Here is a 19,636-nt window from a genome sequence, read left to right as displayed (position 1 = left end):
CTCCCCTCCTTCGCCAAGACATGATTTATATATCTATTATATCATAAAAGATCAAATTTGAGCAAAATAGTTAGCAAAAAGAAGATAAATTCACAAAAAGTGAACTTATCTTCAGAAATCGGGCTAAAAACGGCTAAAGAAGCGGTGAAAGCATCCGAGAAAGCATTTCTGCCCCTTTTTGCCACCGTGATCGCTGCTGAAAAACCTTCACATCAATGGAGCTGCAATTTTCTAAGTCACGTTTAAAATCATGAAGCAAATGATCCATAGCCGATGACTCAAACAACACTGCAGTCAACTCAAAATTACAAAAGAAGCTACGCATATCCATGTTGGCAGTCCCTACAGTTGCAAGCAGATCATCCACAATCATGACTTTGGCATGTACAAATCCCTTCCGATATTGATAAAACTTCACACCTGCACGAAGCAATTCCTCCACATATGACAGAGAAGCTAGATGCACCAGCCGAGAATCCGATTGATATGGAATGATAATCTTTACATCCACTCCACTGACGGCTGCGGTTTTGAGCGCTTCATATAAGGCGGGGTCGGGAATAAAGTAAGGAGTCGTAATATAAATCCGGTTACACGCTACAGAAATTGCACCAAAACACATCTCCTGAATCGCATCCCAATCTTGATCCGGGCCACTGCTTAGGATCTGGATGCGCTCATCTCCACTGCAGATATGAGGGGGAAATAGTTCCGTTAATTGCGGCTCTGTAATCTGCTCACCGGAAGCAAGCTTCCAGTCGTTGAGAAACGTATTTTGCAGAAAATAGACGGCATCCCCTTCAATCTGCACATGGGTATCGCGCCAAAATCCGATTTCTGGATACTTTCCTAAGTAATCATCGCCAACATTGATGCCGCCAACAAAACCAATACGCCCATCCACCACTACTATTTTGCGGTGATTACGGTAGTTGACTCGGCGATCAATCGTAGCAATGAGCGGTGGGAGGAAATAGTGAAACTGCACGCCGGCTTCCTTAAGCTTGCGAATAAAATTCCAGCTCATCTTGTGACTCCCGAGCCCGTCGCAGATAAAACGAACCTGCACGCCTTCTCGGGCTTTACGAATCATCACATCTTGAAACTTGGTACTGATCTCATCATCGCGGAAAATATAAAACTCCACATGCAAATGATGCTCAGCCGTTTCCATCGCTTGCAGCATGGCCTCAAATGCTTCTTCCCCATTCGTAAGTACCCGACTTCGATTACAGCCTGTTATCGGACTTTCAGACAGATGAGACAACAGATTGAACAACCGATGCTGATGCCGGAAACGGTGATCTGTCATCTGCTGCGCATCCTCGATGATATGAGCTTGCTGCCATATCGTTTCCTTAATCTCACGAAAAATACGTGAGCCTCCTTTACGAAGCTTTTTACGTTTATTGTAATCCTGAGCGACGAAATAATAGACAACAAAACCGATCAGGGGAACGCAAAACAAAATAAATAACCAGGCTACAGCCTTCGCCGGATTACGAAATTCCAGCAATAGAATGGTACCAGCCTGAAAAATAAAAATAAGCAATATGATAAGCAGCCAGAACATTCAGCTTCCCCCTCAGTGACAAAAAACATCATCCTGTTACACGTTCACTACATCATCTTTGACGTTTAAGTGAGCGACTAATCATAGATACCCAATGTTGACCCTATTCGTAACGGTTTGCATAGATAAAACTTTACATACGCACACTAACACTAGAATTGAAAAGGAAAATAACGTGTATATTATGACAGTGATAGGTTAAACATATCCATCCAAGATCTGTGAAAATGGCGTTGTAGCGCCATTCATAGCGTTTTCAGTTCCAAATGCTTCCTCTACGTATAAGCTAAAGGTGGTCTTCTTACGTAAAATTAGATATAATAATCGTTAAAACTTATTACTTAAAGGAGAAGAATAGTGTAATGGACAGTGACGGGTATGCGTTAAAATTATTTTTGATTGCGTTTTTGATAGGATTATCAGCGTTCTTTGTAGCGGTGGAATTCGCCTTGGTGCGGGTACGTCCAAGCCGGATTGATCAAATGGTTGCCGAAGGGAACAAGCGTGCCTTAGCGGTGAAACAAGCAGTGGCTAATCTGGATGGATACTTGTCCGCCTGTCAGCTCGGCATCACAATCACCTCTCTGGGACTCGGTTGGCTCGGTGAACCAACCGTAGAGAAGCTGCTACATCCATTATTCGAAAGTTTGCAATTGCCTGAGGCGCTATCATCTTTCTTATCGTTTATTATCGCTTTTATTGCCATTACATACTTGCACGTTGTAGTCGGCGAGCTTGCACCCAAAACGATTGCGATCCGCAAAGCCGAAACGGTTGCGCTACTAACGTCAACACCGATCATCTGGTTTAACCGTATTATGTATCCATTTATCTGGTTGTTGAACGGATCTGCCAATCAGCTCGTCAAATTATTCGGTATTAAGCCAGCTTCTGAGCATGAAGACGCACACTCGGAGGAAGAGCTACAGATTATCATCAACGAAAGTTTCGAGAGTGGTAAGATCAATCAAGCGGAATTCGGATATGTAAGCCGGATCTTTGCTTTTGATGAAATGTTAGCTAAAGAAATTATGGTACCTCGGACCGATATGGTCTGCCTTTATCTAAATAAATCGAATCAAGAAAATCTAGATATTATTCGCGAAGAACAATATACTCGTTTTCCTGTTGTGAATGAGAGTAAAGACGATATCATCGGAATCATTAACACCAAGCAATTTTTCCTAGAGTTGTATGGTAATGATGAACCTGTTGACCTATCCTCCCTCATCCAGCCCGTATCGGCTGTCCATGAGACAACACCTGTCAAAGACCTGCTGAAGAAAATGCAAAAGGATGGCGTACATATCGCCGTATTGGTCGATGAGTATGGTGGGACGTCGGGAATTGTTACCATTGAGGATGTACTTGAGCAGATCGTCGGCGAGATCCGCGATGAATTCGATGCCGATGAAGTTGAAGACATTCAGATCATCAACGAACAATATATCATTATGGATGGTAAAGTTTCCTTGTCCAAAGTGAATGATATGTTCTTATCCAACCTCGATGCGGATGAATGGGATACCATTGGTGGTTGGTTATACAGCCATCGTCCAGAGATGAACGAACAGGAAGAATACGAATACGAGAATCTCACGTTTGTTCTTTTGGAAAAAGATAAAAACCGCTTTTACAAAGTTGCTGTCGTTCCGAAGGAACCCCTCGTTATGTCAGACTATACTGATGAAAACGAGAAGGAATCCTAGTGGCTGAATGAAGCAACTTGATATAGAACAAGAAGAAGCACTTGCCTCCATTGGCAAGTGCTTTTTAATATTTATTTTATTCTGATTCTAATACCCACTTCGCAATATCATCAATAATAGCTTTAGAGACATTGGATGGCTTAGCATACTCTGTGCCAATGGAAAGACCATCGTAAGTGGATAAAATATGGTTTACGTTAGGATAGCTTTTGAACGTAACATCAGAGTGCCCTTGAAGAGCTGATTTCCAGTCCTCGAATTGCTGCATAGACACTTGCACATCATTTTCACCCTGAATGATTAACATAGGGAGCCTTTCAGATACGTCAAAAAAGCCGCATATGCATCGTCAAGGACCAATTACGCGATCCTTAACGACTTATATGCGGCTTATCTAATGAAAACTTGCTCACTCTACAGACTCGGACTTTTCTTCCACAATTCGATGATGAATTCTCCGAACAATAATCTTAAGAATCATGTATAACGGAATCACGATAATCATTCCCAGAATATTGCCCAAGTCGGCACCTACAAGCAACAGTATAACCGTCGTTAGCGGATGAATATCTAATTTCTTCCCATATACATATGGGGAAACAAGATTATCCTGAATTTGCTGTGCGATAACGATAATAACCAAAGACCAGATCGCCATGGATGGTGATTCAATAAAACCAACGATGACTACCGGAATAGCGGCCAGAATCGCACCAACATACGGGATAAAGTTCAAAATGATGGATACCATGGTCAGTAACAGTGCGTAAGGCAGGCCTAGAATAAGGAACCCAATATACATCAGAATACCAAGTGCCACATTCACAATGACACGCCCCACAATATAATTACTCAGTGCATCATCAATCTCATGAACCGTCTCTTCGCCATCCTTGCGGTAATGCCTTGGCAATAACAACGTTAGATTCGTGCCAAACTTACTTCCCTCTTTGAGCATGTAATACAGCATGATCGGAAACGTCGCGAGAATAATGACGAGGTTCGATACTACCGAGAATAATCCAGCGACATAATCACTGACTTGAGTTATCCCCTGACTTAAGAAATCAGACAAACGTGAGACCAGATCGGAATCTTCGGGCAGATACCTGGAAAGGAAACCGTTCTGTTCGAGTTCTGTGAGCTGACTGGTGAGTGAATTAATCAAAGTTGGTGTGTTCTCAATGAAATTCCACAGTTGCTCTCGCAGAGATGGCCAAACTAAGACGCTAAAGCCTGCAAGAATCAGTGCAATCACAACATAAATAATGATAACTGACAAGGCTCGCTTCAATTTGTGCCGCTCCATATAATCGACAAGCGGACGCAGCAAATAATAGAAAAATCCTGCAATCAGTAGTGGAATAATGATGATGTGAATCAATGAGGTTAACGGACGGAAAATAAAGTTCACTTTATCTCCCAAATAAACGATGAGCAGCAGCAAGATGATGGCTGTGCATATGCGATAAAACTTGTTGTTTACCAAGAAACGTGATCCCTCCATGCGCTGCTCTGCCAAATGCGACTGCGGCGAAATATGTAATACCAACCTGTTGACTACAGCATGGACAAATTTTCATCTTCCAAGCCATGTCTGTTGTAACATATGTACCCTGAAATGCAGCTCTTGCCTCAGCCTGGATGAGTTTGATGGTGAAGAATATCTTGTTAAATAGAAACATTCATATCAAAATGAGCGCAAAAAAAAGAAGCAGGCAATTAGCCTGCTACATCTCTTCTGCTGAATACAACCCACGATATAACCATGAAGACGACATAGTATGCAGCCAACACGGCAATGGAAAAGCCAAGAGTCATGCCCTCTGGAACGCCTCCGCCGATCATGTCAAAGATCGAACCTGAGTTCATGTATCTACTAAGATCCATGTTATTAAATAGAACATACTTCGCCCATTCATAGCGAGTTGGATTGAAAATCAATGTAAAGATATTTTGTGTAAACATAATAAATAGCGATAATCCAATCGCCAGTGCACCTGAACGAAAGACAGAGGACACCATAAAGGCAATCGCAAGCGTAATAAACAAGTCAACGTACATATATCCCCATAATGTAAATACCTGTCCTGTGCTTCTGGTCTCAAGATCCGTCGTGAAAAGAACAGAAGATATGCCCCAAGCCAGAAGAATCACAACGAGCGTACTCAAAATGCTGAACCCGATGACCGTCAAATATTTGGACAACAAAATCTTGCTCCGCGACCATGGACGAATCAGCAGCAGCTTGATCGTTCCCCAGGTAAATTCACCCGCTACCGCCTCAGCTGCTATAACGACGCAGAAGATCGTGTTTAGAAAAAATACGATCTGAACAGTTGTGTATGCCGCTTCCAAGGCTGGCATATCGCTTGCTCCCATGCCTTCTCTTAACAAAACCGGCAACAATAGCGCACTTAAAGCCAAAATGGAGAGCATAATCCAGGTTCGTACACGACGGAATATTTTCATGTTTTCATTCAATAATAGATTGCCGAAACTAGCCAATACCTCCGCCCCCAGTCATTTGCAAAAATTGATCTTCTAGGGTATGGGTTACGTTACGGATACCATAAACCTGAAGCCCTTCATGCACTAATCTAGCGTTCAATTCTGGAATCTGTTCACGAGATACGCTAACTACGATGTTACTGCCTTGAATAGTAGCTCCTGGAATGAGCTCAGCAGCACGCTGTGCATCATTGACCTCGAAGGCAACTTCGATCAGAGCGTCCGCTCCCGCTTCTTGTCTCAGATTCCGCACATCGATCAGCTTGCCGTTCTGAATAATGGCTACCGTATCGCACATGAGCTCCATCTCGGATAATAAGTGGCTGGACACAAACACAGTAATTCCTTCTTCTCGCGTGAGCTGACGTAAATAATCTCTCAGTTCCCGAATCCCTTGTGGATCTAATCCGTTCGTAGGTTCATCCAATACGAGCAGCTTCGGTTTATGTAATATGGCTTGGGCAACCCCTAAGCGTTGACGCATTCCAAGCGAGTACGTTTTCACCTTATCGTGAATCCGTGCGGTAAGACCAACCCGCTCAATGGTCTCCGCTATGCGCTCCTTCGTAATGCCGGGTGACATGCGGGCAAAATGGACAAGATTCTGATACCCTGTGAGGAACTTGTACATTTCAGGATTCTCAACAATCGCACCAACCTCTGCGATGGCCTTCTCAAAGTCCGTTTTCACACTATGTCCAGAGATCAAGATATCTCCCTTACTAATCGACATAAGTCCAACCATCATTCGGATTGTCGTTGTTTTACCTGCCCCGTTTGGTCCTAAAAAACCAAAAACCTGCCCCGGAGAAATATCCAGAGTCAGGTCGCTGACCAACGAGCGGGAAGAGATAATTTTACTGACGCCCTGAAGACGGACGACCGGTTCATTCTGCATTCCATTCCCTCCCTCATCGACGGGCTCACCATTCATGCCCGTTTCTCATATGAATTCAGTGTATCATAATATTTAGTATATTGTCCTGTAAACTGGGCATTCTCCTGTCGCTTCGTCTGAACCTGACATGTTCCACAGCATCCTAGCGGCATCTCACTTCGATAAAATCCCGTGCGAAATACTTGATTGACTCCGCAACTCTCATCCTTAACTTGGTCTGAGTTACTAGCAACCGACACAATCCTCCCACAACTGACACAATAAAAGCGACTCGATTCGATCACTGAATTCATTCCCCTCACAAGGAGCACTGAGGTCCCTGTTATTTGTCGTTAGATGCTGAGAATTGATACATTTTGTATCTAATTCGTAATTTACTTGACACCGGGACTATTGTCAAGAGTATATCGGCTATAAAAAGGAAAAAACACAAAAAAAGCTCTATAAATGCGACAAAAGTCTCGCATTCATAGAGCTTCTTCAAGGACTTACGATACAATCCGGTTCAAACTATGGGCATATATCAAATTGAATAAATAACATCACCTATTCACTGCTCTCCTGTTGCTGATGCTCACCACTTGAAGGGTAATACCAGAGCAACACCCATTCCTTCCCATCTTGCACGACATAACAGGTTTGCACCATGTCGATCACACCAAATGTGCTCTTATATTTCATCGTTACATTCATTTTGTACGCTTCCGAGAATACCTGCATGCCGTCAATGATATTGACGTCGAATTCACGCTCAGGCTTCTCGATCTCCAGACCAAAGGTTTCCACGCCAAAGTGCTGCATAAAAATATGGGCTTTGGATTGCACATATGTGCTCTTTGGGAATCGCTCCTTCATAAGCGGGTGAAACAGCTCCCATGAACTACCGAAATCACCTGTCTGCTCATAGCGATAAAATTCAGCAACAACTTCTGCCGCCTCATCAGGAGCACTGGCACGGAACAGATGTGGAACTGTTCTCACGATAAGCCACAACAGCAATAGTACAACGATGATAAAGCCAACCTTTTTGAACATTTCATTACGTTGCCTTCTTCGCAGCATCCCTGTCCCTCCCTGTCCTCCTTCCATATCTATGATGGAGGACGGACAAGTAGAAGCTGCAACAATCACATCTGATTTCCTGGGAAATGGCGTTCATCACCGCTCAGAGCGTTTACGGATACCTCTTGATCTTAATTTCCAATAGATCGCTACGCCTGCTATCCATAACATCACACCGCAAAAGCCGCCGATCAGATCTACTCCAACATCTGGAATAGAAGCTGTTCGGCTAGGATTGAAATGCTGAATGTACTCATCCACTGCGGCAATGACGGCAACTACAACCAGCGCAATTCCAACACTGGCTATCGTTCTTTTTCTTAGGTACCGCATCCCACAGTATACAAGTACACCCAGTACGGCATACACGAATACATGCGCACTTTTGCGAAATACAAACTCGGCAAAGTCTAAAGGTCGTTCATTGAGTGAATAATGATGCTCGCCATAGGTAAACTGGATATCAGGCAATGCTAACAGCCATTGAATGTTTCCAGACCATTGACGCAGCCACGGCTGAATCGTCTGCTCCTGATACGACTGTGCCGACATTGACCAGATGAACAAAATCCATGACACGATCATAAGCGCGGTAAGCAAGTATCCCCACTTTCTCCGCTTATGACGATGTCGCCTACGCCGTGAACCCTCCTCTACTAATATTGTAATCACCGCTTTCATCTCTCTTTCTAATGTTCACCAAACTCACTACAGATCACTGGACGATAGAGCCTGTAAACAAGCCTCGACCGTTCGTACCTACATAGACCTTCCCATACGTCTGGCGATCCGCTTCCAGCACTTGGGGTTCATTTCCAAGACCGATTCCGGTAGCCGGTGAGATGTTCTGCCAGGTCAGTCCCATATTATCGGAACGGTAAAATCCTTTTACATTATTGACGGTTCCATAGATAAACACTGAAGGATTAAGCGTGCCTGGTTTTCCTTTGCCAAAAGCAAATAATTCAGACGACTGCACATTAGGTAATTTGGTGAATGTAGTGCCAGAGCTGCTAGAAGCATACAATCCTGCATCCCCCAGGCTTACCCAAACTACATTCCCCAATCCTGGCGCAGCCTCCACCTTAATTTTCCCACCGCTCGGCAATCGGCTGGAGTTGGCTTTATACCAATTTGCTCCACCATTGGTCGTGCGGTACAGATGACCAGCGGAATACATATAAAACTTATTTCCGTTGATTCGATCCCCAGCGAGCCTTTCATTATACGTAAATATTGAATCAGCATCATTTTCATTGGATGGAAGCCCGGTCATACTCTGCCAGCTTGCTCCCTTATTCGTGCTCCTTACGGCTTTGCCGGTTTGCGGCAAATAAATGATCAAATTCGGATTCGTGGCTGAGTATGCGATCCGCCCCAATGTGGAGCCCTCAGGCACATTCACAGAGGTAGCCGTCTGACCATTATCCGATGAAATATACAGCCTTGTGATCGTTCCATACCAATCGTTACTGCCCAAGAAAATCATCTGATTCGGGTCGGCTTCGTGATAATCTATACTGACCACTTCTTTCATACCTTCAAGCTGCAGCTTTCTGGTCGGTGTACGATAGACATCCGAATGGGCAAATCCAGTCTGGTCCGCGACACCACTAAAGAAAGGAGTTCCTTTTGGCGGTGCTGAACCAGCTAATGCCACAAGCTCCTCATGTCCATCTGTAATCGCATCCCATTGCGTATTCTGTGCCGCAATATCATCTGTCTTGTATACACCTGACCAATCGGAAACGTATACTCTGCCAGGATGATGAGGATCAAATACAACACTTGCTGTTGCAGAAAAGAACATATTCGGTGTCCACCATGACGGTCTGTCGTTCAACGTTTTGTTTACATTAACCCAGGTCTGCCCACCATTCGTGGAGCGATACAATGGTAAGTTACTGCCACCTGTTCGAACAGCAGCCAAGATGTGATTATCGTTTGAAGGATCTATACTGATCCCATAATAGGATGAGTAGGCCGAACTCGGAGTAATATTGGTCCACTGTCTGCCATTGTATTTAAAGACACCTTTGTTATCGGTAGTGGCATACAAAATCCCACTTTTGGAAACGGTCATCCGTGCTACACTATCTGGACTGTTCCGGATGAGCTCCCAGGCCACTACCCCATTACTTCGTTTCATTTTGGAGAAAATGCCTACACCTCTGATTCCTGCATACACGATTTGCTCATGCTTAGCTAATGGATTAACCCCATAGACAACGCTGCGAATTCCCTGCCCTGCAATGCCATAAGGTACTTCTCGTACCTGGCTCCAGGTGCTTCCTCCATTATTGGATACATATAAACCGTCGTATCTCGTACCGACATGCAGAAAGCTTGAGCTTGTTGGATTAACTGCAATGTTCTCACCCATGGCTCTATGAATATTACCATTAGAGACATTACGCAGATTCAATCCGGTTCGTGTCCACGTTGCACCACGGTCTGTCGATTTCAACACATCACTCGGGCTGCCATTCGCATACTTCCCAGCAGCAACATAGACGATATTCGGATTCTGATGATCCAGCGCAATTCCATCCATACCGTACAGATTGCTTTCATTTGATTCAATATGATCCAGTAACGGAATCCATCTGTTATTCGCCGAATCGAGTCGGTATACGCCCCCGATGTCTGTACGAGCATAGATTAAGTCAGGCTCGGTAGGGTGAATAACTATCCCTGTGACGTAACCTCCACCGCCAACGGGGATCGAACTCCATTGATAACTCTCAGCAGACTGAACTACATTTGTCGTTGTTGGAATCATGAGTGTGTACATTAGCACTACGATCAGTAATAATTTAGGCAGCCTGAACCTACGCATGTGGTTCACCCCCATTTCCATTTACCCGGAGTGTTCTTTGATCAACTGATGTATACGATCTTTTTCAGACTGTTCCACCATGTAATAATATACTCCGTCTATTTTTTTGCCAGTGCCTTTAATTTCAACCGATTCGACATGCTCCAGCACGTTACGATACTTGGTGAGCATGGACTTCATCTCATCAAATGAAACGTCTGTTTTGACATGCTCGCTCACTTCTCCAAGCAGTGACTCCAACTGAAACACTGTGGAGACTTGAACTGTGCTTTTCAATACCTGCTTAATAATTTCCCGTTGCCGGTCATTACGTCCCAGATCACCCTTCGGATCGTCATAACGCATACGTGAGAAGCCCAATGCGCTCGCCCCATCCAAGTGGATCGTACCTTTATCGAATTGATAGCCCTCATATTCAAAAGCAAATGGATTATCCACATCTACACCACCAACTAAATCAATAACTCGTGCAAATCCTTCCATATCCACCTTCAAATAATAGTGCATTGGTACACCGAGGAATTGCTCAACGGTTTGCACAGACATATTTACGCCGCCAAAGGCATAGGCATGGTTGATTTTGTCCTCTGTTCCACGCCCCACGATACTGGTGCGAGTATCGCGAGGAATATTGAACATGAGTACGGACTTTTGAGCTGGATTCACACTGAGCACAATCATGGTGTCAGAGCGTCCACGATCATTGGCACGTGTATCAACACCTAGAATGAGGGCATTGAACGGTTCCTCGTTCTCCAAGTCGATGGGGAATCCACCGCCTCCCCTGTTATCCACGATAGATACCTGTTTGACCGGTTCCCGGGGCTCATAGATGTCATTTGCAGCCGATTTAACGTTAAGATACAGATAGACTGCATAACCGAGCACAATCGCTATCATGAGAAACAGAATCGCTAACGAAATTTGGATTCCCCGTTTGAGTTTCATGTTCATGCCTCCGGTCACAGAACTGCAGTTTTTCTACCATCGATATTGGTCAAGCCAGGACGTCCAACGGAGTAATATTGAAATGGTGTATCCTTAATCTGATCTTCTTCATATATATTTCTTCCATCGATGAGAATCGGTTGATCCATATGTGCAGCTAGTTCAGCCAGATCAACCTCCATGAATTCCTTCCATTCGGTCAGGACACAGAGTGCATCAGCATCACGAGCAGCTTCCATTGCACTTGAAGCCCACGAGATTGCTGGTGAATCGACCTCCTTCCGGAAATTCTCTGTAGCTATAGGATCGTAAGCTTTAACCGTCGCTCCCTGATCTAGCAGGCGCTGAATAATCTCAATCGCTGGCGCATCCCGTACATCATCCGTATCCGGTTTGAAGGCGAGGCCCCACACCGCAATTTGTTTGCCATCCAGTACATCCAATGCCTCTTCTAGTTTACGAATGACGTTGAAACGCTGATCCTTATTCACTTCGACTACTGATTTCAACAATTTAAAGTCATAATCGACATTGCCTGCAATTTGAATCAGCGCTTGTGTATCTTTAGGGAAGCATGAGCCACCATAGCCAATGCCTGCTTTTAGGAAGGAAGAGCCGATCCGCTTGTCATACCCCATACCTTCAGCAACTCGACTGACGTCTGCCCCCACCTTCTCACAGATATTTGAGATTTCATTGATAAAGGATATTTTGGTTGCCAAAAAGGCATTGGATGCATACTTAATCATCTCTGCGGATCGAATATCCGTCGTAATGATCTGATCCGTCAAAGGCTGATGCAGCTCCTTAAGTGTCGCAACAGCACGCTCACTAGCTGTTCCAATGACAATTCGATCAGGGTATAACGTGTCCTTTACCGCAGTTCCTTCACGTAAGAATTCAGGAACCGATGCCATATCAAATGCATGCTGGGTCAAACTGCTAATCCATTCTTGAATTCGGTCGTTTGTTCCGACAGGAACCGTGCTTTTAGTCATAATTATTTTGTAACTATCAATATGAGAACCAATTTGTTTGGCAACGAGTTCAACGTAACTTAAGTTGGCTTCACCATTTGGCAAGGAAGGTGTACCTACAGCGATTATAATGATGTCTGAGCGGTTGATCGCCTCACCGATATCTTCGGTGAATGATAATCTGCCCGCTTTCATATTGGCATTCATTAATTCTTTCAGTCCTGGCTCATAAATAGGCACATTGCCTTCTCTAAGCAGCGCAACTTTGTCCGGATTATTATCTACGCAGATAACGTTGTTTCCAATCTCAGAGAAGCACACACCCGAAACTAAACCTACATACCCCGTACCAATCACTGTAATATTCATCGCCATATCCCCCATCTTCCTAAGTAGTTGTTAGGCATGCTTAACATACGTTTTCACGATGTCCTGCCACTGTGTAGCAACCCGAACAATGTCTTCTTCGATCAATTGGCTGCCGATCTGAACCTCAATAATCTCCAGCTCCGAGAAAGCTTTGACGGAATGCAGCATTCCTCGATCAATAATGACCGTGTCCCCCTGGCGAATCATTCGACTCACACCGTCCAGAATGAGTTCACCCGTTCCAGATACCACTGTCCACACTTCATTGCGCAGTCGATGATATTGATAACTCAGATTTCGTTCGGGGCTGATGCAGATGCGTTTGGTTAATACCTCGTCACCGCCCTCATTCCTTGTATAATCAAGCACGCGATAACAGCCCCATCTACGTTCCTCATACATTGGGCGCTGATCTTCATGCTGCACGATTTCCTTAATTCGCGGACTTGCATCCTTCTCGCTGACCAGAATGCCGTCTGGGCTCACCGCTACCACAATGTCGGAGAGTCCGAGAATGGCCACCGGAATATTCAATTCGTTGATGAGATGGGTATTGGTTGAATCCGCTGTGATCCATCCCTTGCCCACAATTGGAGCATTCATCTCCTCCGTGAGTGTGTTCCATGTTCCAAGGTCTTTCCAGTAGCCATGGTAGGGCACAGCAATAATGTGGCTTGCCTGCTCGACAACCTGATAATCGAAGCTAATCTTGTGTAGTCGTCCATACTGCTTCAGCATCTCGTCGTATTGAATAGGCAACTCCATATCAATGAGCAGATTGATCAGATAACCTAACTTGAACGCAAAAACCCCGCAATTCCATAAGGCAGCCTGTTCAATCATGGCGGCTGCATCGGATTCGCAGGGTTTCTCTTGAAACTTCGCTACGTTAACGTAACGATCTTGCTTATCATCGTAGAACTTGTTATTGCGGTTGAACTCCTGATTCTCAGAGGATGTATTCTCAGGAATAATATAGCCATATTTCTCCGAAGGGTAGGTCGGTACCACACCCATCAGCGCAAGATCCGCACCCGACTTATCGAGCAGATCTGGCAAGGTTGCCAGCACATCGAAGAACTCTTTTTCCACAAAAGGGTCAACCGGTAGCACGGCAATCGTCTCATGTAAACTCACACTTTCCACGGAATACAGATACGAAGCCGCAAGTGCGATCGCTGGAAACGTATCTCTACGCTCAGGCTCAACAATCAGCTTCACGTCATCGCCAAGCTGTGCAGTCAGAATCTCAACTTGAGGTAAACTTGTGGCTACAAGCGCCTCAGACGCAAGTCCAGATTGACCGAGCTGCCGCCAAACCCGCTGTACCATGGATTCCGGTCTACCCTCGGGATTACGTAGAACTTTCAGAAATTGCTTGGATCTGGAATCATTGGACAATGGCCAGAGTCGTTTGCCTGATCCACCAGATAATAGAATGCTTCTCATAACGCCGTACCATCGGACAATGCAACGGAGCCATTGGCTTTGGTTTTATCTACCGATTTGCTATACGTGTCCGTCTGACCCGACTCCAATATGCCTTTGGGATTGTTGCGCGTCCATGCCCAATAGTAGTTGGAGTTTTTGCCATACGAGTTATCTAATAGCACGTTCGGTTGATCGAGCAAACATGCCAGAATGTGCCCATGCAACCTAGAGGTCGTCACATTTTTGTATTTCGAGAAGTTCTTGATAGCCTTATGTACCATATAGTCGGAGTACTTCGACCAGAACCATTGAACAGGCAAGAAGGTATTACGAGCTTTCAGACTGGATGTCACCATGCGAATGATTTTGCGATCCACCCGGTTGTATAGCGTGTTCCAATCTAGAAATGCTCCATCCCCTTTAGCGGCTGATTCATATTTGAGCTGTTCTTTGTTCTTCTCAATATCTTCCCTGAAAAAAAATAGTCGATCCAGAACCGCCTTACCTTTGGGCTGAATCGGCCAGAGTTGATGTGCCATATCCGGGCAGAGATATACACTCGTCTGATTAAATTCCTTCTGAGCCAGCTCATAGGTGGTCTGATCTCTAACATAGAAATGTAGATCTTTATGAAAATTAAGCACTTTTGCTGTCTTTTTCAGCTCAATGTCGCTTTTGAAAAAAATCGTCTGCGGCAATATCACAATGCGATTCTTCGGATGGCCTGCAATAATCTTCTCTCGCATCTTCTGATGAACGGGATATAAGTCACCAAAATTCCCTCCACCTTGCATTACAATGATGGCATCTTTGGGAATATTGAGCGGAAAAGGAACATCCCATACACTGTACCTCTGGAGAACACGAATATCGTTATCTTTGAAGAAGGCCTCCGTGCCCTTCATAATGAGCAGATCCCCACCATTGTTGTACACAGGATAGTCAATATAAAATATCTCCGATTGCGGTGGGATGACATCTAGAATCTGCCTTAAATGTCTCTTCAACTCTTCCATCGGGTGAATGTTGGGATTAGCCAGCATCTCCATCTCCTCCTTGGGTGACTCTTCTTTTTTTGTTTAACCGTTCATACAGGAAAGCCAAATCCTTTTTATCAAAAAACATGCTGCTGAACTTCACTTTAAATGCAAACTTCATCGCCGCAACGGTAACCAGCATCCGCACGATCGAACCGATAAGGAGAGCAAACGCAATACCATTGAGCCCCCATAGAGGTGTGAATACAAAAAATAGACCGATCGTGACGGACAACGCAATTAGCTGTCTAATCATCACCAGTCCCGGTCTGCCCAAAGCATTGAATGCAGAAGCGAGAATCCACGAACCACCGCCAATAATGCATTCAAACGCCAAAATATAAAATGCCTGACTCGCCTCTAGAAACTCTTTCCCAAACAAAACGCCCATCAGCCAATTACCAATAAACATCGTTGGCAGAACGACAATGGTCATGATGATTAAAGAAAGTCGGAACGCTCGCCCAACCGTACGAATAACCTGATCCTGCGGTAATCCAGTGACCTTGGGGAACACAACGCTGCTTATCGCATTTTGCACCGCATTATAGATGCGAGACAACGCAAAAACGACCGAATAGAGTCCAAAATCTCTCGGCGTAAGTAGAGCCAGTATAATAATCTTGTCAAACTGCGTGTACAGCGTGCCAAGTAGTTCTACCCCAAACACTCGACCCCCGTAACCAAATAGGTTCTTGGCTGCCTTCCGATCGATCGCTTGGCGAAACCACTTAAACTTCAAACTGCCTCTGAGCGTATACGCTGCCCATGCAACGACAACCACGGAGCTCGCCAAGGATACAAAAGACGCGATGCCAATGCTCATTGCACCAAGCAACCATAACGAAACCATGACAACCACTTTCAGCACAGGGTTATATAAGCGAATACCGTTATACACTTGGAATCTGTCACGACTCTGTGATAGCGCAGATAGCAGATTAATGAGAATTAGCACAGGAATACTGGTCACGGTAAACCAACGAGCAATCGCAATAACGTCTGCGGGATAATCCGCCATCCATGTAGGCATGAAGATCCAAGCAATCGTTCCGAGAATGAAGCTAATCGGAATCTGAACCATGAAGCTCAGCCGCAAATACTCAGCACTCTTCTCCGCAGCTTCACGTTTCAGATTATAGATAATCGAGGTTGGTAGTCCCCAGCTGACCAGACCAATGAGAAATGTCGGCCAGAATAGGATCGCTGAGAAGGCGCCTTTACCTTCAACGCCGAACATACGTGAAGTGATGATGGATGTAATGGTAGTGAAGACCATAATAATGACGTTCGTTCCACTGGTATGCACAATGGTCTGTAACAAACCATTGCCTTTTAAGAGTTTAGGGAGAGCGAGTTGTGACATGAACTATTCCTCATTCCTTACTGTTATATCTGAGTATGCCGATAATTAGACCATTCCGGTAACAGATCTGGGCAAGTTGCCGGGTAAAACGCTTTGGGCTATAGATGCACAGCAGTGCTCGAATTACGCCTTGACCCAAGCGAATCGCATGTTTCAGTGTGCGAACTGCACCCTTGTCTTTTTTACGAACTGCATCACTAACCCCTTGCCAGAACACGCGCCGCAAAAACCAGTTTTTGGTCGTGCGTTCTTTGGATACCTTGTGTTGCACTGATCCGAAGGGTGTATAGAACACCTTGTGGTGTACTCTGATTCTAGCGATTAACTCACTCTCTTCATTAGATAACAGGTTCTTCCCTACCCTGCCTAGGTCTTCGCGAAAAGGGGCAATGTCTCGAAACACCTGTGTGCGAAAGGCAACATTGGCACCAAACGGAATCGATGGACTCGGCATCTCCACCACATGATCCGCATAATCCAGAATCGTGTATAGGGATAGATTCTCACTAGGTATCCAATCTGGCTTCCGGCTCTCCCAGAGAGGCTCGATCTTGCCGCCCACCACTCCGATAGCTTGATCACTGTCAAATACACCGACGATGTGCTGAATCCATAATGGAGATGCAATCGCATCATCATCCAAGAAGAGAATATACTGACCGCGCGCTTCCCGAATCGCTCGATTTCTTGCTGCCGACAAGCCAGGTGTCTTCTCCAGCACATACTTGACGCGCTCTCCACCTTCGCCAGCCCGAATCTCCTGCACAAGCTTAGCGGTATCATCGGTTGAATTGTTATCAATCACGATAATTTCATACTCAAATTCAGCATGCTGCTGAATGGCACTATGAACGGATTCACTTAGATCATAGGCTCTATTGTAGGTGCAAATGGCTACAGTGGCTTTCATTTGATCGTCCCCGCATCCTCATTGATTTAGATGGCATAAAGCGAAATCGTGCGCTTCGCAATTCCCGACCATTCTAGCTTTTCAAGCATGGATTGAAACCCTTTGCCTTCCCTGAACTCGTCGTCCTTCGCCCGGATCTGCTTCATCGCCTCTTCCAGCCCGTTATGATCCGCAGGATCATACAAGACGGCGCAGTTCTCGGGCAAATACTCTTCCATAAGCCCGATTCGTGGAGCCACGACAGGCTTGCCATAAGACAGTGCCAGTATGGCACTGCCTGATGTTGCAATATTTTTGTATGGCAGAATCATCGAATCAATCGCTTCAAAATAATCCGAGTATTCTCCATCCTGAATAAAGTTGAAGTACGTATGAATCCGATCCGATTGGCCTATCGATGCCTCCAGGTCATAATCAGCTGATTTCTTACCGGCAATCAACAGATGAGCATCCGGCCAATCTAGATCTTTGAACGCCTTAATTAGATCATCCACCCCTTTATAGGGTGATACCTGACCAAAAAAGGCAAAGACATAGTCATTCGCCGGGATGTTGAACATCTCTCTAATGTTCTGCCCTGTCCGTCCATATACTCCTTGATAATGTCCATGGGGAATCACTTCAATGAGGCTCTCTTTCACATGAAACGTCTCGCACACACTACGAATGAGCGGTTTGCCCATGACAATGAGTTTGGTACAATTCCGCACCAGAAACCTCCTCATCCAGTAATCATGCCAAGTTCTACCGCTGTTATGCGGCCATATATTATGCACCGTCCAGAACAACTTCGCACCCTTTAGTCGCACGTAAACAATCATGAGAATGAACAATATGGACTTGATGAATGTCGAGAACGCGTTGTTTCCTTTGTAATAAAAGCTCGGCCAGTGAAAATGTAATACATCGTTTTTGCGTACATTTCTGAGATCTTTTTTGGAAAAGTGCTTCACATCCCATCCCTCATCCTCGATGGATTGTGACAATAGTTCATTGAATTTGTTCGTCTTGATCATTTTGGGCAACATGTAGACGATCGGTTCTCGCATGATAACACCTCTGTTTTAGGCTGTTCCTTTATACTCTTTGTTCAGCGTTTCGCTTCGAAGCTGTTTGCGCAAGCGAAAACCAAGCCAGATGGTTCTCACATTACGCTTGAGCAACGTGAAGTTTCGCCACCACGGATATAGCGTCAGTGTTTTTTTGAGAAAAAGGGTATTACGGTTAGGATTCTTCGACCATTCCATCATGCGATAATGATGAAGCTGGCGTCTCTTCTGTTCTTGGCTCATGTCCTTGTAATACTTAATTAGCACCCTCCGTTGCCCTTGGAACTTTTTCTTGGCAGAGGTGGAGATGCGTGGCCCTGGATGAATATAAATGTGCACCAGCGGTTCCTTCACATTGATTGCATGATGCCCTCGTTGCAGAATACGCAGATAGAAATCATAATCCTGAGCGGAGGTTAATTGTTCGTCAAACATAACTGTGCGCGCCAACTGCGTTTGCACCATGATTTTGGACGTTTCGCCAATCCAGTTGTACGTCAGCAAGTCCTCGTAGAACACCAGCTCACGGGATTCGATGGATACTTTTCTTCGCGTAACGTTATCTTCCCGATCCACATAGACAAGCACTTTGCTGCAAAAACAAAAAAGTCCTTTGTTCTGCTCCAACGTTTGGGTCTGAGCCTGAATCTTATCGGGTAACCACTGATCATCATCGTCCAAGAAGGCAATATACTTACCATTGGCACGTTGTATCCCTAAATTACGGGCATGATTGGCACCCTGAGCGTACGGAACCTGGATATAATGGATTCGCTGATCCTGCTTGACCCATGCTCTGCATACCTCTTCCGTATGATCCTTCGAACCATCATCGACAATGATAATTTCCAGATGGGGATAGGTCTGCGCCATCACACTTGCCATGGCCTTCTTCAACAACTCAGCGCGATTATGCGTTGTTATGATACAACTCACTAATGCTTTCATAGAACCACC

The 19,636-nt window shown here is 44.9% G+C and carries 18 protein-coding genes; 1 reads left to right on the top strand and 17 read right to left on the bottom strand.

Annotated features, from left to right (window positions below; genetic code table 11):
- Nucleotides 1-133: 133 nt before the first annotated feature.
- Complete coding sequence (cls, locus tag V6W81_RS06170; RefSeq protein WP_338542104.1) at nucleotides 134-1,573, bottom strand: cardiolipin synthase; 1,440 nt, start codon at nucleotides 1,571-1,573, stop codon at nucleotides 134-136.
- Nucleotides 1,574-1,935: 362 nt separating this feature from the next.
- On the opposite strand from cls, the gene V6W81_RS06165 reads away from it, so the two are divergent.
- A complete protein-coding gene (locus V6W81_RS06165) occupies nucleotides 1,936-3,282 on the top strand; it encodes a hemolysin family protein (protein ID WP_145050890.1) in 1,347 nt (448 codons plus the stop codon).
- Between the two features lie 76 nt (nucleotides 3,283-3,358).
- Here the strand turns inward: V6W81_RS06165 and V6W81_RS06160 are convergent, their stop codons facing one another.
- The 16 genes from V6W81_RS06160 to V6W81_RS06085 all read right to left on the bottom strand — a co-directional run bounded on the left by V6W81_RS06160 (nucleotide 3,359) and on the right by V6W81_RS06085 (nucleotide 19,627).
- A complete protein-coding gene (locus tag V6W81_RS06160) occupies nucleotides 3,359-3,589 on the bottom strand; it encodes a hypothetical protein (protein ID WP_338542101.1) in 231 nt (76 codons plus the stop codon).
- Between the two features lie 102 nt (nucleotides 3,590-3,691).
- Nucleotides 3,692-4,771, bottom strand: coding sequence for an AI-2E family transporter (locus V6W81_RS06155; protein ID WP_307214783.1), 1,080 nt, complete (start codon nucleotides 4,769-4,771; stop codon nucleotides 3,692-3,694).
- Between the two features lie 233 nt (nucleotides 4,772-5,004).
- Nucleotides 5,005-5,790, bottom strand: a complete 786-nt coding sequence (locus V6W81_RS06150) for an ABC transporter permease (protein WP_145050904.1) — start codon at nucleotides 5,788-5,790, stop codon at nucleotides 5,005-5,007.
- Nucleotides 5,783-6,691, bottom strand: a complete 909-nt coding sequence (locus V6W81_RS06145) for an ABC transporter ATP-binding protein (protein WP_239290202.1) — start codon at nucleotides 6,689-6,691, stop codon at nucleotides 5,783-5,785. Before V6W81_RS06145 ends, V6W81_RS06150 begins: the two co-directional genes overlap by 8 nt.
- Before the next feature lie 32 nt (nucleotides 6,692-6,723).
- On the bottom strand, nucleotides 6,724-6,975 hold the full coding sequence (locus tag V6W81_RS06140) for a hypothetical protein (RefSeq protein WP_338542095.1): 252 nt from the start codon (nucleotides 6,973-6,975) through the stop codon (nucleotides 6,724-6,726).
- A gap of 262 nt (nucleotides 6,976-7,237) precedes the next feature.
- Entirely contained in the window at nucleotides 7,238-7,753 is a 516-nt protein-coding gene (locus V6W81_RS06135) for a hypothetical protein (protein WP_338542094.1), read from the bottom strand.
- 96 nt (nucleotides 7,754-7,849) lie between these two features.
- On the bottom strand, nucleotides 7,850-8,425 hold the full coding sequence (locus tag V6W81_RS06130) for a VanZ family protein (RefSeq protein WP_338542093.1): 576 nt from the start codon (nucleotides 8,423-8,425) through the stop codon (nucleotides 7,850-7,852).
- 43 nt (nucleotides 8,426-8,468) lie between these two features.
- Complete coding sequence (locus V6W81_RS06125) at nucleotides 8,469-10,592, bottom strand: hypothetical protein (protein ID WP_338542091.1); 2,124 nt, start codon at nucleotides 10,590-10,592, stop codon at nucleotides 8,469-8,471.
- 21 nt (nucleotides 10,593-10,613) lie between these two features.
- Nucleotides 10,614-11,540 carry an LCP family protein gene (locus V6W81_RS06120; protein ID WP_145050921.1) on the bottom strand — a complete coding sequence of 309 codons (927 nt, stop codon included), beginning with the start codon at nucleotides 11,538-11,540 and terminating at the stop codon, nucleotides 10,614-10,616.
- A 14-nt stretch (nucleotides 11,541-11,554) separates the two neighbouring features.
- The gene (locus V6W81_RS06115) at nucleotides 11,555-12,886 is read right to left on the bottom strand and encodes a UDP-glucose dehydrogenase family protein (RefSeq protein WP_338542089.1); all 1,332 of its coding nucleotides are present in this window, start codon (nucleotides 12,884-12,886) and stop codon (nucleotides 11,555-11,557) included.
- Nucleotides 12,887-12,916: 30 nt separating this feature from the next.
- The gene (locus V6W81_RS06110) at nucleotides 12,917-14,335 is read right to left on the bottom strand and encodes a sugar phosphate nucleotidyltransferase (RefSeq protein ID WP_338542087.1); all 1,419 of its coding nucleotides are present in this window, start codon (nucleotides 14,333-14,335) and stop codon (nucleotides 12,917-12,919) included.
- Nucleotides 14,332-15,360 (bottom strand): polysaccharide pyruvyl transferase family protein, encoded by a 1,029-nt coding sequence (locus V6W81_RS06105; protein WP_338542085.1) that lies wholly within the window; start codon nucleotides 15,358-15,360, stop codon nucleotides 14,332-14,334. The genes V6W81_RS06110 and V6W81_RS06105 overlap by 4 nt, the downstream gene beginning before the upstream one ends.
- Entirely contained in the window at nucleotides 15,350-16,720 is a 1,371-nt protein-coding gene (locus tag V6W81_RS06100) for a lipopolysaccharide biosynthesis protein (protein ID WP_145050933.1), read from the bottom strand. Before V6W81_RS06100 ends, V6W81_RS06105 begins: the two co-directional genes overlap by 11 nt.
- Before the next feature lie 10 nt (nucleotides 16,721-16,730).
- Nucleotides 16,731-17,630 (bottom strand): glycosyltransferase, encoded by a 900-nt coding sequence (locus tag V6W81_RS06095; protein WP_145050935.1) that lies wholly within the window; start codon nucleotides 17,628-17,630, stop codon nucleotides 16,731-16,733.
- A 26-nt stretch (nucleotides 17,631-17,656) separates the two neighbouring features.
- A complete protein-coding gene (locus V6W81_RS06090; protein ID WP_338542081.1) occupies nucleotides 17,657-18,679 on the bottom strand; it encodes a glycosyltransferase in 1,023 nt (340 codons plus the stop codon).
- Between the two features lie 15 nt (nucleotides 18,680-18,694).
- Nucleotides 18,695-19,627 carry a glycosyltransferase family 2 protein gene (locus tag V6W81_RS06085; protein WP_338542080.1) on the bottom strand — a complete coding sequence of 311 codons (933 nt, stop codon included), beginning with the start codon at nucleotides 19,625-19,627 and terminating at the stop codon, nucleotides 18,695-18,697.
- Between the last annotated feature and the right edge of the window lie 9 nt (nucleotides 19,628-19,636).

This window comes from Paenibacillus tundrae, assembly GCF_036884255.1.
Classification (GTDB): domain Bacteria; phylum Bacillota; class Bacilli; order Paenibacillales; family Paenibacillaceae; genus Paenibacillus.
This window is presented reverse-complemented; position numbering and strand designations above follow the sequence as displayed.

Excerpts from the sequence above, each read along its gene's own strand:
- V6W81_RS06105 (WP_338542085.1), bottom strand. The coding sequence starts at position 15,360 with ATGCTGGCTAATCCCAACATTCACCCGATGGAAGAGTTGAAGAGACAT.
- V6W81_RS06110 (WP_338542087.1), bottom strand. The coding sequence starts at position 14,335 with ATGAGAAGCATTCTATTATCTGGTGGATCAGGCAAACGACTCTGGCCA.
- V6W81_RS06090 (WP_338542081.1), bottom strand. The coding sequence starts at position 18,679 with ATGCGAGAACCGATCGTCTACATGTTGCCCAAAATGATCAAGACGAAC.
- V6W81_RS06120 (WP_145050921.1), bottom strand. The coding sequence starts at position 11,540 with ATGAAACTCAAACGGGGAATCCAAATTTCGTTAGCGATTCTGTTTCTC.
- cls (WP_338542104.1), bottom strand. The coding sequence starts at position 1,573 with ATGTTCTGGCTGCTTATCATATTGCTTATTTTTATTTTTCAGGCTGGT.
- V6W81_RS06115 (WP_338542089.1), bottom strand. The coding sequence starts at position 12,886 with ATGAATATTACAGTGATTGGTACGGGGTATGTAGGTTTAGTTTCGGGT.
- V6W81_RS06145 (WP_239290202.1), bottom strand. The coding sequence starts at position 6,691 with ATGCAGAATGAACCGGTCGTCCGTCTTCAGGGCGTCAGTAAAATTATC.
- V6W81_RS06085 (WP_338542080.1), bottom strand. The coding sequence starts at position 19,627 with ATGAAAGCATTAGTGAGTTGTATCATAACAACGCATAATCGCGCTGAG.
- V6W81_RS06160 (WP_338542101.1), bottom strand. The coding sequence starts at position 3,589 with ATGTTAATCATTCAGGGTGAAAATGATGTGCAAGTGTCTATGCAGCAA.
- V6W81_RS06095 (WP_145050935.1), bottom strand. The coding sequence starts at position 17,630 with ATGAAAGCCACTGTAGCCATTTGCACCTACAATAGAGCCTATGATCTA.
- V6W81_RS06125 (WP_338542091.1), bottom strand. The coding sequence starts at position 10,592 with ATGCGTAGGTTCAGGCTGCCTAAATTATTACTGATCGTAGTGCTAATG.
- V6W81_RS06165 (WP_145050890.1), top strand. The coding sequence starts at position 1,936 with ATGGACAGTGACGGGTATGCGTTAAAATTATTTTTGATTGCGTTTTTG.
- V6W81_RS06100 (WP_145050933.1), bottom strand. The coding sequence starts at position 16,720 with ATGTCACAACTCGCTCTCCCTAAACTCTTAAAAGGCAATGGTTTGTTA.
- V6W81_RS06135 (WP_338542094.1), bottom strand. The coding sequence starts at position 7,753 with ATGCTGCGAAGAAGGCAACGTAATGAAATGTTCAAAAAGGTTGGCTTT.